This is a genomic window from Gordonia araii NBRC 100433, from assembly GCF_000241265.1.
In the GTDB taxonomy this organism is placed as follows: domain Bacteria; phylum Actinomycetota; class Actinomycetes; order Mycobacteriales; family Mycobacteriaceae; genus Gordonia; species Gordonia araii.
In genome coordinates, this window is sequence record NZ_BAEE01000062.1 from 25,947 (window position 1) to 40,706 (window position 14,760).

Below are 14,760 nucleotides of genomic sequence, written 5' to 3' on the forward strand. Positions count from 1 at the left end.
CGGTGTCGCACTCGGTGACCAATCCGGTGCTCGACGCCGGCGACCTGCCGTACGGGCTGCCCGATTTCTCCTCGATCTCCGACGCGGATTTCCTTCCGGCCTTCATCGAGGCGATGGCGGCCCACCGCGCCGAGGTCGAGGCGATCATCGCCGATCCCGACGAGCCGAGCTTCACCAATACCGTTCTCGCCCTGGAGAAGTCAGGGCAGGCCTTGGCCCGCGCGCAGCGCGTCTTCTACGGTGTGCTCGGGCCCGACGCGACACCGTCGCGCAACGACATCGCCGCCGAGCTGGCGCCCAAGCTCGCCGAGCACTACAGCGCGATCGCGACCGATGCGCGGCTGTTCGAGCGGGTGTCGGCCGTGTGGGAGCGCCGCGACGACCTGGCTCTCGAGGTCGACGAGTACCGGCTGCTGGACAAGCGCTACCGCGACGCCGTCCGGTCCGGAGCGGCCCTCGACGACGCCGGCCGGGACGAGATGCGCCGGATCATCGCGCGGCTGGCCGACCTCACCACCGAGTTCGGCCGCCTGGTCCTCGACGAGGCGAACGCGTCGGCCGTGGCATTCGACGACGAATCCGAACTGGACGGACTCTCGCCCGGGGCGCTGGCCGCCGCACGCACCAAGGCCCGCGATGCCGGCCGCGACGGGTACCTCGTCGCACTCGAACTGCCGACGAGCCAGGCCAGCGTCGCCGAACTCGCCGATCCCGCCGCCCGCCGGCGCGTGTTCGACGCGTCGCTGGGGCGCGGTTCGCGCGGCAACGAGTTCGACACGACCGGGCTCATCGCCGAGATCGTCGCCTTGCGCGCCCGTCGCGCCGAACTGCTCGGCTATGCCGATCACGCGGCGTATGTGATCGCCGAGGAGACCGCACCGGATGTCGACGCCGTCGAGGACCTGCTGCGCCGGTTCGCCGGCGCTGTGGCCCCGGCGGCCGCGGCCGAGGAGGAAGCCCTGCGCGAACTCGCCGGCGACGAGTTCGACGCAGCGGGATACACGTACTGGCTCGCTAGGCACCAGCGATCACAGGCCGCAGCCGATATCGATGCCTTTGCCCAGTACTGCGGGCTTGACCGAGTGCTGCGGGACGGGGTGTTCTTCGCCGCGCGGCGACTGTACGGTCTGACGTTCACCGAGCGGGACGACCTGGCGGGTTACCACCCCGAGGTCCGTGTCTTCGAGGTCTTCGACGCCGGCGGGCGCGGGATCGGCCTCTACCTGGCCGACCTGTACGCCCGCCCCACCAAGCGCGGCGGCGCCTGGATGACCTCCTTCGTCGACCAGTCCCGCGAACTCGGTGAACGCCCGGTCGTGGTCAACGTCCTCAACATCCCCAAACCCGACGACGGACAGCCGACCCTGCTGAGCATCGACCAGCTGATGACGCTGTTCCACGAGTTCGGTCACGCGCTGCACGGATTGCTGTCCGACGTCCGGTTCGCGTCGCAATCGGGCACATCGGTGCCGCGCGACTTCGTGGAGTTCCCGTCGCAGGTCAACGAGCACTGGGCGCTCCACCCCGATGTGGTGGCCAACTATGCGCGCCATGTCGAAACCGGCGAGCAGGCGCCGGCGGATCTGGTCGAGCAGGTCCGGGCGACTTCGGGAACCGAGCCGGCCCACGCGACGGTCGAATACCTCGGCGCGGCCATCATCGACCTCGGGTGGCACCGGCTGAGCACCGCGCAGATCGACGCGCTCGACCTGCCGCGGTCGCCGGACGCGTGGTCGTCGGTGGAGAGTCGGGCACTGAACGCTCTCGGAGCCGGCAACCCCCATATTCCGCCGCGCTACCTCAGTCCCTACTTCAACCACATCTTCGCCGGTGGCTACTCGTCGGCGTACTACGCCTACATCTGGTCCGAAGTACTCGACGCCGCGACCCGCGAATGGTTCGACGCCAACGGCGGTCTCAGCGCCGAGCTGGGCGGTCGGTTCGCCGAACTCGTCCTGTCCAAAGGGGACAGCGTCGATCCGCTGGCGGCGCACCGGGAGTTGATCGGCGGGACAGCCGACGTGGCGCCGCTGCTGCGGCGTCGTGGCCTGGCCTAATCCAGGCTCTTCGTAAAACCGATTGTGTCGGTCCTCGCGTCATGCGAGTCTGGTCCACTGCCCACGACCGGGCATCCGACACGGGCCAACCAGACATAGCGAGGACTGAATTCGCCATGGACGCAACGACTCTCGACGACATCGTCGCCGGTGAGAGCGTCGCGGTGCGCCGTACCATTGAGGTGCTCGCCGCGGTCTTGAGCGGTGCGGTCGACAAGGCCAAGCCCACCGTCGACGCGTTTCTCACCGAACACCTGGGCGCGCCTCGTCGGGACCTCGCGTCGCACTACGTACGTCTCTCGCCGTCGACGATGGTGGCGGCCGGTCTGGTCGTCGCCGAGCTGGCCGACGAGCACGGCGCGATCATCGGTCCCGACGAGGACGACGATCCGCCGCAGTGGGTGCAGCACACGGTCGGCGAGGACGAGTACTCCATCCCCAGCGATGCCACCTTCGCGTTCGCGCCGGGCAACCCGTTCGGGGCGGGACCGCTCGCGATCCAGATCACGGCGCATCCCGGGTATGCGCGGAGCCGGATCACGGTCATGGCACCCCACAGCGCCGGTGACGCTTTCCCGGGTGCGGTGGTGAGCGACCTCACGCATCGCATTCGAGAGCGGAACCCGTTGCGGGGGCGGGTGATCCGCGCGGAATACGACGGCGGAATCGAGTTCTCGGTCGTCGACGGATTCACGGCTTCGCGCGGCCGCGTCCAGGTGCCCGACGCCGTTTGGCGAGAAGTCGATCTCGCGGTGTCCGCGGTCACCACCCGTTACGAGGCACTGCGCACGGCCGGGTTGTCGACCAGTCGCGGGCTGATGCTTGCCGGACTGCCCGGTGTCGGCAAGACCGCGGTCGCCCGCACGGTGATGAGCGAGCTCGCCGGGCAGTTCACCATCGTGATCGCCGGCGCTTCGGCGATGGCGTACGGCATCGCCGAGATCTACCGTGCCGCCGACGAATTCGGTCCGATGGTGGTACTGCTCGACGATGTCGACCTGCACGTCGGCCGACGAGGCGACGGCAACGACGGCGCCCTCGGTGCGCTCCTCGCCGCGCTCGACGGCGCCGACAAGCTCGACCGGGTGCTGACGATCGCGACGACGAACGACCCCAAGGCGATCGATCACGCGGCCACGCGCGCCGCACGCTTCGATTCGATCGTCGAGATCGAGCCCCCGAGCGACGCTGCGGTGGCGGCGATCCTGCGCGAGCTGCTCGGCGCCTTGCCGCGCGCCGACGTCGATACGCTGCGGGTGGCGGCGTCGTTCCCCGTCGGTCGCAGCGGCGCGGACGTCGTCGAGGCGGTGCGCCGAGCCGTCCTCATCGACGGTGCGGAAGTGACGACGTCGACGATGCTCGAGGTGATCGGAGCCAGGGAGTACGCCGCTTCGGTTCCGGTGGGCACTTACCTGTAGTCGCCCGGTTCGATCGACGGCTGCGAGGACTATGCTCGGGTGGCGGCGCGGAGCCGCTTTTCGATCACGCTGATTCGTAACGAGAGGGACGCGGTGTCGGGGTTTATCGCCTGGTGGGACGGCGTGGAGGAATGGCTGATCAGACTGCCGTTCGTGCCGCAACTGCTCGTGACCCTCGTCGTCGTCGTGCCGGTGGCGATCGTCGCCGCGATGGTGCTCTCGGTCGTCGTCGACGCCGTCACCGACGTCGCCGCGCGTCTCGGCAGTGCCGTGTCGACCGCATGGAATTCGCAGGTCAGGACACGTGGAGGTGGCGCGGCCCCGGTGCGCACCGCAGAAACTGAGTCGTCGTCGGATACTGCCGACGGGAAGGTTGAGTCGTCGTCGTGAAGCGTTCGCCCGTGACCTGGGCCCTGGTTGGCCTGATGGCCCTCGTCGTCATCGCCTGGTTCGTCATCGGCTAGCACAGGCCGGGGTGCCGTGCACCTCGGCCGGAAACCCGTCCGCGCGCAGGTGCGGAACGGGCCTCCAGCCTTGTTAGGTTGTTGCCGGTCCGACAAGCGACGACAGGTGGAGGAGGCCCGGTGAGAACGACAACCCAGCGGCGCCCATGGGTGCCGCGCACGGTGCGCGCGCTGGTTGCGGGTGCTGTCGCCGTGACCACCGTGCTGGGGATGACCGCATGCGGCGGCGGCTCGACCGACGAGCCGGGCGGCGAGGACATCTCCTCGGGCAGCCGGCAGCTGAAGCTGGTGGCCTACGCGGTGCCCAAGCCGGGCTTCGACAAGATCATTCCCGCCTTCCGGGCGACGCCCGAGGGTCGCCACATCGGGTTCTCCCAGAGCTACGGCGCCTCCGGCGATCAGTCCCGCAAAGTCGCCCGGCGCGTTCCGGCCGACGTCGTGAACTTCTCGGTGGAGCCCGACATCAGCAGGCTGGTGAAGGAGGGCGTCGTCGACGAGGACTGGAAGACGCAGGCGCCCAACAACAGCACGCCGTTCGGTTCGGTCGTCGCCCTCGTGGTGCGCAAGGGGAACCCGAAGAACATCCGCGACTGGGACGACCTGCTGAAGCCGGGCGTCCAGGTGATCACCCCGAATCCGGGCAGCTCCGGTTCGGCGAAGTGGAACCTGCTGGCGCCGTACTCGGCCAAGAGCGACGGCGGTCGCAACCCGCAGGCCGGGTTGGACTATGTATCCAAGCTCGTGCGCGACCACATCACCGTGCAGCCCAAGTCCGGTCGCGAAGCGACCACCGCTTTCGAGCAGGGGCAGGGCGACGTGCTGATCAGCTACGAGAACGAGGCGATCATGCTCACCCGGGAGAGCACGGAGCAGCGGCAGCAGGTCGAGTATGTGATTCCGCCGCAGACCTTCAAGATCGAAAACCCGGTCGCGGTTGTCAACACCAGCACCGACAAGCCGGCGGCGAAGTCCTTCGTGAGCTTCCTGTTCACCCCGGAGGGGCAGCGGTTGTGGGCTCAGACCGGTTTCCGCCCGGTGATCCCCGAGGTGATCGAGGAGACCGCGTCGTTGTTCCCCGGACGGATCGAACGCCTGTGGACCATTGCCGAACTCGGCAAAGTCCTCGGTCAAGGCACCGCGAACGAGAACGACGGCAAAGACCTGACCGGCTGGAAGGCGGTCGACACCGCACTGTTCGGCTCGAAGGGCGCGATCACCCAGATCTACAACACAGGAGGCCGCAAATGAGCACGGGTGTCGTCCCGGACGCCGCGCCGCCGCGGGGTTTCCTCGGCCGGTCGCGGACGTTCACCGGTGTGTCGCCGCTGGGCGTCGGTACCGCCTGGCTGTGGTTGAGCGTCATCGTGCTGCTGCCGCTCGCCGCGATCGCGGTGCAGTCCTTCGGCGGAGGCTGGAGCGGACTCTGGGGTGCGATCACCGAACGCAACGCGATCGACGCGCTGCTGATCACGGTCGGCGTCTCGCTGGTCGTCGCCGTCATCAACGTGGTGTTCGGCACGCTGATCGCGTGGGTCCTGGTGCGGGACGACTTCCCGGGCAAGGGATTCGTCAACGCGATCATCGACCTGCCGTTCGCCCTGCCGACGATTGTCGCCAGCCTCGTGCTGCTGTCGCTGTACGGGCCGAACTCGCCGATCAACATCCAGCTGAACGCGACGAAGCCCGCGCTGGTGATCGCGCTGACCTTCGTCACCCTCCCGTTCGTCGTACGTCAGGTGCAACCGGTGCTCTTGGAACTCGACAAAGACGTCGAGGAGGCCGCTGCCGTCCTCGGTGCGAGCAACCGGGTGACCTTCACGAAGGTGGTCTTGCCGGCCTTGCTGCCGGCGATCCTGACCGGTGCCGGACTCGCCTTCACCCGTGCGATCGGCGAATTCGGTTCGGTCGTGCTGATCGGCGGCAACGTCCCGGGCGACACGCAGGTCGCGTCGCAGTACATCCAGCAACAGATCGAGATCGACGAGCCGATCAACGCGGCCGCCGTCTCGGTGGCGCTGCTGTTCATCGCGTTCGTGGCGCTCTTCGTGCTGCGAGTCGTCGGGCGTCGGCAGTCCGTGCGAGAGGAAGAAGACCGATGAAGGTTTCCCCGCTCACGCGCTACACGCTGCGCACGATCGCGCTGGTGTACCTGTTCGTGTTGCTCGTCGTGCCCGTCGGATTGATCTTCTGGCGGTCGTTCGAGCACGGCTTCGGGCAGTTCTGGGAGTGGATCACCACCCCGGCCGCGATCGCCGCGCTGCAGCTCAGCCTGTTGATCGTGGTGATCGTCGTGCCGCTGAACGTCATCTTCGGCGTCGCGACCGCGCTGGCGCTGGCCCGGGGCAACTTCCCCGGCAAGGGGCTGCTGCAGTCGGTGGTCGACCTGCCGTTCGCGGTGTCGCCGGTGGTCGCCGGTGTCGCGCTCATCCTGCTGTGGGGTCACGGCGGTTGGTTCGGCGGCGTCGAAAGCCTCGGATTCAAAGTGATCTTCGGCTTCCCCGGACTGGTACTCGCGACGCTGTTCGTGACGCTCCCGTTCGTCGTCCGCGAGGTCGAGCCGGTGCTCCGCGAGATCGGCACCGAGCAAGAGCAGGCCGCCGCGACCCTCGGCGCGAGCGGGTGGCAGACGTTCAGCCGGGTCACGCTGCCCGCCATCCGCTGGGGTCTGACCTACGGTGTCGTATTGACCATCGCCCGCTCGCTGGGTGAGTACGGTGCGGTGACCATGGTTTCCTCCAACTTCCCGGGTGTCTCGCAGACGTTGACCCTGCTGGTCCACTCGCGCTACACCGACGACTACAACGAGTTCGGCGCCTATACCGCGGCGACGCTGCTCATGCTGGTCGCGATCCTGGTGCTGGTGGCCATGACGCTCATCGAGCGCCGTGTCCGCAACCGCTACGCGGAGGCCAGCGAATCGACGTCATCGTCGGAGATCGTCGCCGAGGTCCCCGACGGGCCCGCGGCACTTGCCCCACAACTACCCGCGCATCACAAGGAAGGCGTGTGACATGTCCATTTCGGTAATCGGGGCCAATAAGCGCTACGGCGACTTCGCTGCCCTCGACGACGTCTCGCTCGACATTCCGGAAGGCTCGCTGACATCCCTGCTCGGCCCGTCCGGCTCCGGCAAGTCGACATTGCTGCGCGCCATCGCCGGGCTCGACAGCCTCGACTCCGGAACGGTGATCATCAACGGCACCGACGTGTCGTCGGCCTCCCCGCAGAAGCGGGACATCGGGTTCGTCTTCCAGCACTACGCCGCGTTCAAGCATCTCAACGTGCGCGACAACATCGCCTTCGGCCTGAAGATCCGCAAGCGCCCGAAGGAGGAGATCGACAAGAAGGTCGACGAATTGCTCGACATCGTCGGTCTGACGGTCTTCCAGAAGCGGTTCCCGGCGCAACTGTCGGGCGGTCAGCGTCAGCGCATGGCCCTGGCCCGCGCGCTGGCCGTCGACCCGCAGGTGCTGCTGCTCGACGAGCCGTTCGGCGCGCTCGACGCGAAGGTCCGCGAAGACCTGCGCAAGTGGCTGCGCCGCCTGCACGACGAGGTGCATGTGACGACGGTGCTGGTCACCCACGACCAGGCCGAGGCGCTCGACGTCTCCGACCGCATCGCCGTGCTCAACCAGGGCAGGGTCGAACAGGTCGGCTCGCCCGATGACCTGTACGACCGTCCGGTGAACCCGTTCGTCGCGTCGTTCCTCGGGTCGACGGTGCGGGTCAACGGCGAGCTGGTCCGTCCGCACGACATCCGCATCGGCCGCAATCCGGAGATCGCCTTGCCCGGTGGCGATGCCGACCTCGACACCGGAGTGGTGAAGGCGACCGTCCAGCGCGTCGTGAACCTGGGCTTCGAGACGCGCGTCGAGTTGCTCGCCTCCGCCACCGGCGACGAGTTCGCGGCGCAGATCACCCGGGGCGACCAGAACGCGTTGCACCTCCAGCCCGGTGAGACCGTGTACGCGCGCGCGACGAAGGTGGCCGCCTTCGACGGCTAGCCACGTCCCGTCGAGCGTGCCCGGATTCTCGCCGAGCGTGCCCGGATTCTCGCCGAGCGTGCCCGGATTCTCGCCGAGCGTGCCCGGATTCTCGCCGAGCGTGCCCGGATTCTCGCCGAGCGTGCCCAGTGCGTAGGTTTGGAGTATGGCCGAGCCCGACGACGAGACCGCAGCCGTACTCGCAGAGATCGATCTGCTCCCGCGACTCCACGAGATGACGCCGACGCAGGCCCGTGCCGCGTTCGACGTCATCTGCAAGCGGTTCGGAGTGCAGCCGGTCGGCGTCGCGGCGATCGACGACCGCGTCGTGCCCGGTCCTGCCGGCGACATCCCGGTGCGGGTCTACACGCCGGACGGCGAGGGTCCGTTTCCCGTCCTCGTCTACTTCCCGGGAGGCGGCTTCGTGGTCGGCTCGCCCTACTCGGTGCACGGACCGTGCACCGTGTGGGCGCGCGACGTGGGCGCGGTCGTCGTGTCCGTCGACTACCGAAAGGGTCCGGAGGCGCCGTTTCCGGCCGCCTTCGACGACGCCGTCGCCGTTACGACCTGGATCGGCGAACACGCCGCCGGATTGAACGGCGATCCGTCGCGGATCGCGGTCGCCGGGGACAGCGCGGGAGGGAACCTGTCGGCCGTCGTCGCTCTCGATGCCCGCAATCGGGGCGCATCCGGGCTGGTCGGGCAGGTGCTGATCTACCCGGCGACCGACATCACCAAGAAGTACCCGTCGGTCGACGAGAACGGCGAGGGCAAGTTCCTCACCAAGGCCCTGCTGCGATGGTTCGGGGAAAACTTCGCCGCCGACCCGTCGGATTGGCGGGCGTCGCCGATCCTCGTCGACGACCTAAGCGGCGCGGCACCGGCGTTGGTGATCACCGCCGAGTGCGATCCGATGCGCGATCAGGGCGAGGCCTACGCCGAGCGCCTGGCCGAGGCGGGTGTCGAGGTGCGGGCGCGTCGCTACGACGGGCAGATTCACGGCTTCGTCGCCAACCTCGCCGGTGCGCTACCCAGGGGACGCGAGGCCATGGATGACGTCAGCGAGTTCTTGCGGGCGCGCTTTCGGTAGCTTCCTCCCGATCGGGTCCGCGTTTCCCGACGGGATTGCGTCGGGATGTGCGGATCGGTGCGGGAGGAATGAGCGCGACGATCGCCCCGACGACGAGTTCGTGCGAGCCGAGGGCCCCGGCGATCGGGCTGCCGGGGGCGTGTTCGTCGATGAGCGCCTCGACGCGCTCGGTCAAGAGCCCGGGGGAGAGGAAGTACGGGAGGCCGACGACGCGGCCCGCGCCTGTCGTGCGCAGCCGGTCGATGGCGTCGCGCAGCGCGAACCCGTCCGGGCCGAGTTTCGTCGCGAACACGACCTCGACCGGATGACCGAGGTGGCGGCCCAGTTCGGCGCCGCGCCGCCGGGCGGCATCGTCGGAGCGCTCGTCGGAGGAACCGACCGCGTACATCACGATGCCGTCGCCGGTGCGCAGGCCCGCGGCGCGCACTCGGTCGGCGAGAGAGCCGGTGAGGTCGGCGGATCCGAGTACCGGTGATTGCGTCATCTCTACCGCAGGCCACCGCCGCCGGGCGGCGTCGAGGAGCACCGGCAGGTCGAACCGGCTGTGGTAACCGTCGCCGAGAAGCAGGGGAATGACGGTGACCGGCTCGCCGGTCTGGGCGAGCTCGTCGAGCACGGTGCCGACCAGCGGCTCGTTGAGGTCGAGGTAGGCCAACTCGACGCGCGTCGTCGGCACCGCGGCGCGTACCGCGTCGCGAATGCCCGTGACCCTCAGGGCGAACCGGGAGTCCCGGCTGCCGTGCGCGACGAGGAGGACGCTCATGCCGGGACCGAAAGGTGAAGCGTCTCCAGCGCGTCGCCGACGAGCCCGGCGGCGAGCGTGTTGCCGCCCGCGGGATCGATGAGCAGGAAGCTGCCCGATTCGCGGCTGTGGCTGTAGTCGTCGGCGACGATGGGATCGGCGGTCTGCACCGAGATCCGCCCGATCTGGTTGAGCTCCAGCGATTCTGGCGCGTCGACCAGGGCGAGTTCCTGCTCGTCGAAGAGCACGTCGAGCGAGCCCACAATGGCCTGGGTGGTCCGGGTCCCGTGCTTGAGAAGCAGGCGCGCGCCCGGCCGCAGTGCTTTGTCGCCGAGCCAGCACACCGTCGCGGTGAACTGCTGGATCGGTTCGGGTGCATCGGCCACCGCCGCGATGACGTCACCCCGCGAGACGTCGACGTCATCGGCGAGTAGCAGCGTCACGCTGTGTCCCGCGCCGGCGGTGGCGAGCTGGCCGTCGGCGGTGTCGATCGCCTCGACCGTGGTGCGGGTCCCCGACGGGAGGATGACCACCTCGTCGCCGGGTGAAACCGTGCCGGCCGCGATCTGGCCCGCGTAGCCGCGGTAATCCGGGAACTCCGCGGTGCGCGGCCGGATGACGTACTGCACCGGGAAGCGCAGTCCGACGGGGTCGCCGGCGCGCTCGTGGATGTTGGGGACCGTCTCCAAGTGCTCGATGAGCGTCGGGCCGTCGTAGTAGGGCGTGCGGTCGGACCGGTTCGCGATGTTGTCGCCGTGCAGCGCGGACACCGGGATTGCCAGCACCTGCTCGTCGGTCCAGCCGAGTGAACGCGTCAGCTCCGCGAAGTCGGCGGTGATCCGCGGGAAGACTTCCTCCGCGTTAGCCACGAGGTCGACCTTGTTGACCGCGAGGACCAGCTGGGGCACGCCGAGCAGCGCCATGACCGCCGCGTGACGGCGGGTCTGGGCGACGACGCCGTTGCGGGCGTCGACCAGCAGGATCACCAGCTGGGCGGTGGAGGCGCCGGAGACGGTGTTGCGGGTGTACTGGACGTGGCCCGGGGTGTCGGCGAGTACGAAGGAGCGCTCGGCGGTCGCGAAGTACCGGTAGGCCACGTCGATCGTGATGCCCTGCTCGCGCTCGGCGCGCAGACCGTCGACGAGCAGCGACAAGTCGGGGCCGTCGAGTCCGCGGGCCGTCGACGCTCGGTTGACCGCCTCGATCTGGTCGGCGAGCACCGACTTCGTGTCGTAGAGCAGGCGGCCGACGAGCGTCGACTTCCCGTCGTCGACGCTGCCCGCCGTGGCGATCCGCAGCAGGTCGGGGGAGTGCTTCATCAGAAATATCCTTCGCGCTTGCGGTCTTCCATGGCGGCCTCGGACACGCGGTCGTCACCGCGCGTGGCGCCGCGCTCGGTCAGGCGGGAGGTGGCCACCTCGGCCAGTACGGCCTCGTTGTCGGCGGCATCGGACAGGACCGCCCCGGTGGTCGAGCCGTCGCCGACGGTACGGTAGCGCACCGAGCGGGTCTCGACGGTCTCGCCGTCGCGCGGTCCGCCCCACGGCCCGGCGGTCATCCACATGCCGTCGCGGGAGAACACCTCGCGCTCGTGCGCGTAGTACAGCGGGGCGAGCAGAACCTGTTCGCGAGCGATGTAGCGCCACACGTCGAGTTCGGTCCAGTTGCTCAACGGGAACACGCGGACATGCTCGCCCGGCGCGTGACGGCCGTTGTAGAGGTTCCACAGCTCGGGGCGCTGACGCTTGGGATCCCACTGGCCGAAGGCGTTGCGCAGCGAGAACACGCGCTCCTTGGCGCGGGCGCGCTCCTCGTCGCGGCGGGCGCCGCCGAACACCGCGTCGAAGCGGTTCTCGGTGATCGCGTCGAGCAGCGGGATCGTCTGCAGCGGGTTGCGGATGCCGTCGGGACGCTCGGTGAGCCGGCCGTCGGCGAGGTACTCCTCGACGCTGGCGACGTGCAGCCGCAGGTTGTGGCGCTCGACGATCTCGTCGCGGAACTGGATGATCTCCGGCAGGTTGTGGCCGGTGTCGACGTGCAGCAGCGAGAACGGCAGCGGTGCCGGCCAGAAGGCCTTGAGCGCCAGGTGCAGCAGCAGCGTCGAATCCTTGCCGCCGGAGAACAGGATCACCGGGCGCTCGAACTCGCCGGCCACCTCCCGGAAGATATGGATGGACTCCGACTCCAGTGCATCGAGAGTGTCGAATTCGTCGCCGGTCTTGGCGACGGCGAGGACGGAGGTCTGGGTATCGATGCTCATGAGACGTGCAACCCGCATTCTGTCTTGGCGCGCCCGGCCCAACGGCCGCTGCGCGGATCGGCTCCGATAGCTGGCTTCGCGGTGCACGGCGCGCACCCGATCGAGGGGTAGCCCTCGTCCACCAGCGGATTCACGAGGACACCGTGGTCCTCGATGTAGGTCTGGAATTCCTCGTCCGACCAGGCGGCCAACGGGTTGATCTTCACCAACCCGAAGCCCTCGTCGAAGGAGATCAACGGCGAGTTGGCGCGCGTGGGCGCCTCGACGCGGCGGATGCCGGTCACCCAGGCGGAATATCCGGCCAGCGACTTGCTCAGCGGTACGACCTTGCGCAGCCGGCAGCATTCGCCCGGGTCGCGGGAGAACAGGTCCTTGCCGAGCAGGGCGTCCTGCTGGGCGACGGTCTGCTCGGGGGTGACGTTGACCAAGTCGAGGTCATAGACCTGCGTCACCGCGTCGCGGGTGCCGATGGTCTCCGCGAAGTGGTACCCGGTGTCGAGGAAGAGCACCTTGAGCTTCTGGTGGTCGATGGTCGCCGGATCGATGGCCTTGTCGGCGACATCGATGAGCACCGCGTCCTGCATGTTCGCCGCGATGATGAAATCGGTGCCGAAGGTCTCGGCGGTCCAGCGAAGCAGTTCCTCCGCGGTGGCGTCGGGGCCGAGTTCGGCCGCACCGCGCGCGGCGATGTCGCGCAAGTGGTCGACGTCGGAGGTAGCGGTGGTCATCGCAGCCACTCCTCGTCTGCGCGCACGGCCCACTGGGCGAATCGTTCGCCGTCCTCGCGGTGTTCGATGAAGTTGCGGACAACGCGCTCGATGTAGTCGCCCAGTTCCGCGGTGGCCACCTTGTGCTGGCGCAGTTTGCGACCGAAGCCCGAATCCAGGCCGAGGCTGCCGCCGAGGTGAACCTGGAAGCCCTCGCTGGGCTTGCCGTCTTCACCCTCGATGAGCTGGCCCTTGAAGCCGATATCGGCGATCTGCGACCGCGCGCAGGAGTTGGGGCAGCCGTTGATGTTGACGGTGACGGGCACGTCGAGCTGCTCGTTGATGTCGGCGAGTCGCGCTTCCAGCTCGGGGACGAGGTCCTGGGAGCGCTTGCGGGTCTCGGTGAACGACAGCTTGCAGAACTCGATGCCGCTGCACGCCATGAGGTTGCGGCGCCAGTTCGACGGGCGCCCCTGCAGGCCGAGCTTCGCCAGCTCGGCGATCAAACCGTCGACCTGGTCGTCGGGCACGTCCAGGACGATCAGCTTCTGGTACGGGGTGAACCGAACCTGATCCGATCCGACCAGTTCGGCGGCGTCGGCGACCTTCTGCAGGATCGTGCCGGACACGCGACCGGCAATCGGCGAGAAGCCGACCGCATTGAGGCCGTTCTTCTGGCGGGTGACGCCGACGTGGTCGATGGGGTGGGCCAGCGGCGCAGGTGCCGGACCGTCGATCAGCTTGCGCTCCAGGTACTCGTCCTCGAGGACCTGACGGAACTTCTCGATGCCCCAGTCCTTGATCAAGAACTTCAACCGGGCCTTGTTGCGCAGTCGGCGATAGCCGTAGTCGCGGAAGATCGAGACCACGGCTTCCCACACATCGGGAACCTCGTCGAGGGGCACCCAGGCGCCCACGCGCTGCGCGAGCATCGGATTGGTCGAGAGCCCTCCGCCGACCCAGAGATCCAGGCCGGGGCCGTGCTCGGGATGATTCACGCCGATGAAGGCGACATCGTTGATCTCGTGCGCCACGTCTTGCAGGCCGGAGATCGCGGTCTTGAACTTGCGCGGCAGGTTCGAATACTTCGGATCGCCGATGTAGCGGCGCACGATCTCGTCGATGGCCGGTGTCGGGTCCAGCACCTCGTCGACCGAGACGCCGGCCAACGGGGATCCGAGGACCACGCGCGGGCAGTCGCCGCACGCCTCGGTGGTTTTGAGGCCAACGTCGTCGAGGCGCTGCCAGATCGCCGGGACGTCCTCGACGCGGATCCAGTGGTACTGGACGTTTTCGCGGTCGGACAGGTCGGCGGTGTTGCGCGCGTACTCGGTGGAGAGTTCACCGAGGGTGCGCAGTTGCCTGGCCGAGAGGGCGCCCCCGTCGCAGCGGACCCGCATCATGAAGTACGGCGCTTCGAGGAGGTCGAGATCTTCGGGTTCGTCGCCGGTGAAGGTGCCGTCGTAGCCCTCGGCGCGCTGGGTGTAGAGACCCCACCAGCGGAAGCGGCCGCGCAGGTCGGCTTTGTCGATGCCGTCGAACCCGACCTTCGAGTAGATGTTCTCGATCCGGGCGCGGACGTTGAGCGGGTTGTCGTCCTTCTTGGACTGTTCGTTGGGGTTCAGCGGTTCCCGGTAGCCCAGGGCCCACTGGCCCTCGGCGCGGCGCTTGGCCGGTCGTGCCCGGCGGGCAGGCCGTTCACCGGCGGCCTTGTCACCCGTCGGACGGGTGCGGGCGGGCCGCTTGGCGGAGTTGGCGTCGACGTTGTCGTCGACCGACTCCGGGGTCGTGAGCGTCATGGAATCTCCTTGCGCAACGCACTGTGCGCAGCGTTCATGGGGCTGTCATGAAGGGGTGACGCGGATTCGGCATCCGGGAATCGGTGCGCTGCGCTGCGCGACCGGAGGGGACTACTCGCTGGCCGAATCCGGCTAGCGCATACAGGATGCGCTGTCGCAGCGCATGAGGTCGATGTGGCGCCGCTGGATCAGGCGCAGTCCTCGTGTAGTCACGCTCTCCATAGTGCCACGTCTCACCGC

At 68.4% G+C, this 14,760-nt stretch carries 13 protein-coding genes; 8 read left to right on the forward strand and 5 right to left on the reverse strand.

Annotated features, from left to right (window positions below):
* Positions 1-2: 2 nt before the first annotated feature.
* The 8 genes from GOARA_RS12895 to GOARA_RS12930 all read left to right on the forward strand — a co-directional run bounded on the left by GOARA_RS12895 (position 3) and on the right by GOARA_RS12930 (position 9,012).
* Positions 3-2,057: a M3 family metallopeptidase gene (locus GOARA_RS12895; RefSeq protein ID WP_007322834.1), complete on the forward strand. Its 2,055-nt coding sequence runs from the start codon at positions 3-5 to the stop codon at positions 2,055-2,057.
* A gap of 116 nt (positions 2,058-2,173) precedes the next feature.
* A complete protein-coding gene (locus GOARA_RS12900) occupies positions 2,174-3,475 on the forward strand; it encodes an AAA family ATPase (protein ID WP_007322835.1) in 1,302 nt (433 codons plus the stop codon).
* A gap of 93 nt (positions 3,476-3,568) precedes the next feature.
* A complete protein-coding gene (locus GOARA_RS12905; RefSeq protein ID WP_138947692.1) occupies positions 3,569-3,865 on the forward strand; it encodes a hypothetical protein in 297 nt (98 codons plus the stop codon).
* 284 nt (positions 3,866-4,149) lie between these two features.
* A complete protein-coding gene (locus GOARA_RS12910) occupies positions 4,150-5,187 on the forward strand; it encodes a sulfate ABC transporter substrate-binding protein (RefSeq protein ID WP_083834877.1) in 1,038 nt (345 codons plus the stop codon).
* The gene (gene cysT / locus GOARA_RS12915; protein WP_007322838.1) at positions 5,184-6,038 is read left to right on the forward strand and encodes a sulfate ABC transporter permease subunit CysT; all 855 of its coding nucleotides are present in this window, start codon (positions 5,184-5,186) and stop codon (positions 6,036-6,038) included. Before GOARA_RS12910 ends, cysT begins: the two co-directional genes overlap by 4 nt.
* Positions 6,035-6,949 (forward strand): sulfate ABC transporter permease subunit CysW, encoded by a 915-nt coding sequence (gene cysW, locus GOARA_RS12920; protein ID WP_007322839.1) that lies wholly within the window; start codon positions 6,035-6,037, stop codon positions 6,947-6,949. The genes cysT and cysW overlap by 4 nt, the downstream gene beginning before the upstream one ends.
* 1 nt (position 6,950) lies before the next feature.
* Positions 6,951-7,943, forward strand: a complete 993-nt coding sequence (locus GOARA_RS12925) for a sulfate/molybdate ABC transporter ATP-binding protein (protein WP_007322840.1) — start codon at positions 6,951-6,953, stop codon at positions 7,941-7,943.
* A 145-nt stretch (positions 7,944-8,088) separates the two neighbouring features.
* The gene (locus GOARA_RS12930) at positions 8,089-9,012 is read left to right on the forward strand and encodes an alpha/beta hydrolase (RefSeq protein WP_007322841.1); all 924 of its coding nucleotides are present in this window, start codon (positions 8,089-8,091) and stop codon (positions 9,010-9,012) included.
* Here the strand turns inward: GOARA_RS12930 and GOARA_RS12935 are convergent.
* Genes GOARA_RS12935 through GOARA_RS12955 form a run of 5 tightly spaced genes read right to left on the reverse strand, consistent with a single transcriptional unit; the run spans position 8,981 to position 14,520 of the window.
* Positions 8,981-9,775 (reverse strand): sirohydrochlorin chelatase, encoded by a 795-nt coding sequence (locus GOARA_RS12935; RefSeq protein ID WP_007322842.1) that lies wholly within the window; start codon positions 9,773-9,775, stop codon positions 8,981-8,983. The two genes, GOARA_RS12930 and GOARA_RS12935, sit on opposite strands and share 32 nt — an antisense overlap.
* Positions 9,772-11,073, reverse strand: coding sequence for a sulfate adenylyltransferase subunit 1 (locus GOARA_RS12940; protein WP_007322843.1), 1,302 nt, complete (start codon positions 11,071-11,073; stop codon positions 9,772-9,774). Before GOARA_RS12940 ends, GOARA_RS12935 begins: the two co-directional genes overlap by 4 nt.
* Entirely contained in the window at positions 11,073-12,014 is a 942-nt protein-coding gene (cysD, locus tag GOARA_RS12945) for a sulfate adenylyltransferase subunit CysD (protein ID WP_040523182.1), read from the reverse strand. The genes GOARA_RS12940 and cysD overlap by 1 nt, the downstream gene beginning before the upstream one ends.
* A complete protein-coding gene (locus tag GOARA_RS12950) occupies positions 12,011-12,742 on the reverse strand; it encodes a phosphoadenylyl-sulfate reductase (RefSeq protein WP_007322845.1) in 732 nt (243 codons plus the stop codon). The genes cysD and GOARA_RS12950 overlap by 4 nt, the downstream gene beginning before the upstream one ends.
* Entirely contained in the window at positions 12,739-14,520 is a 1,782-nt protein-coding gene (locus tag GOARA_RS12955) for a nitrite/sulfite reductase (RefSeq protein ID WP_007322846.1), read from the reverse strand. The genes GOARA_RS12950 and GOARA_RS12955 overlap by 4 nt, the downstream gene beginning before the upstream one ends.
* Between the last annotated feature and the right edge of the window lie 240 nt (positions 14,521-14,760).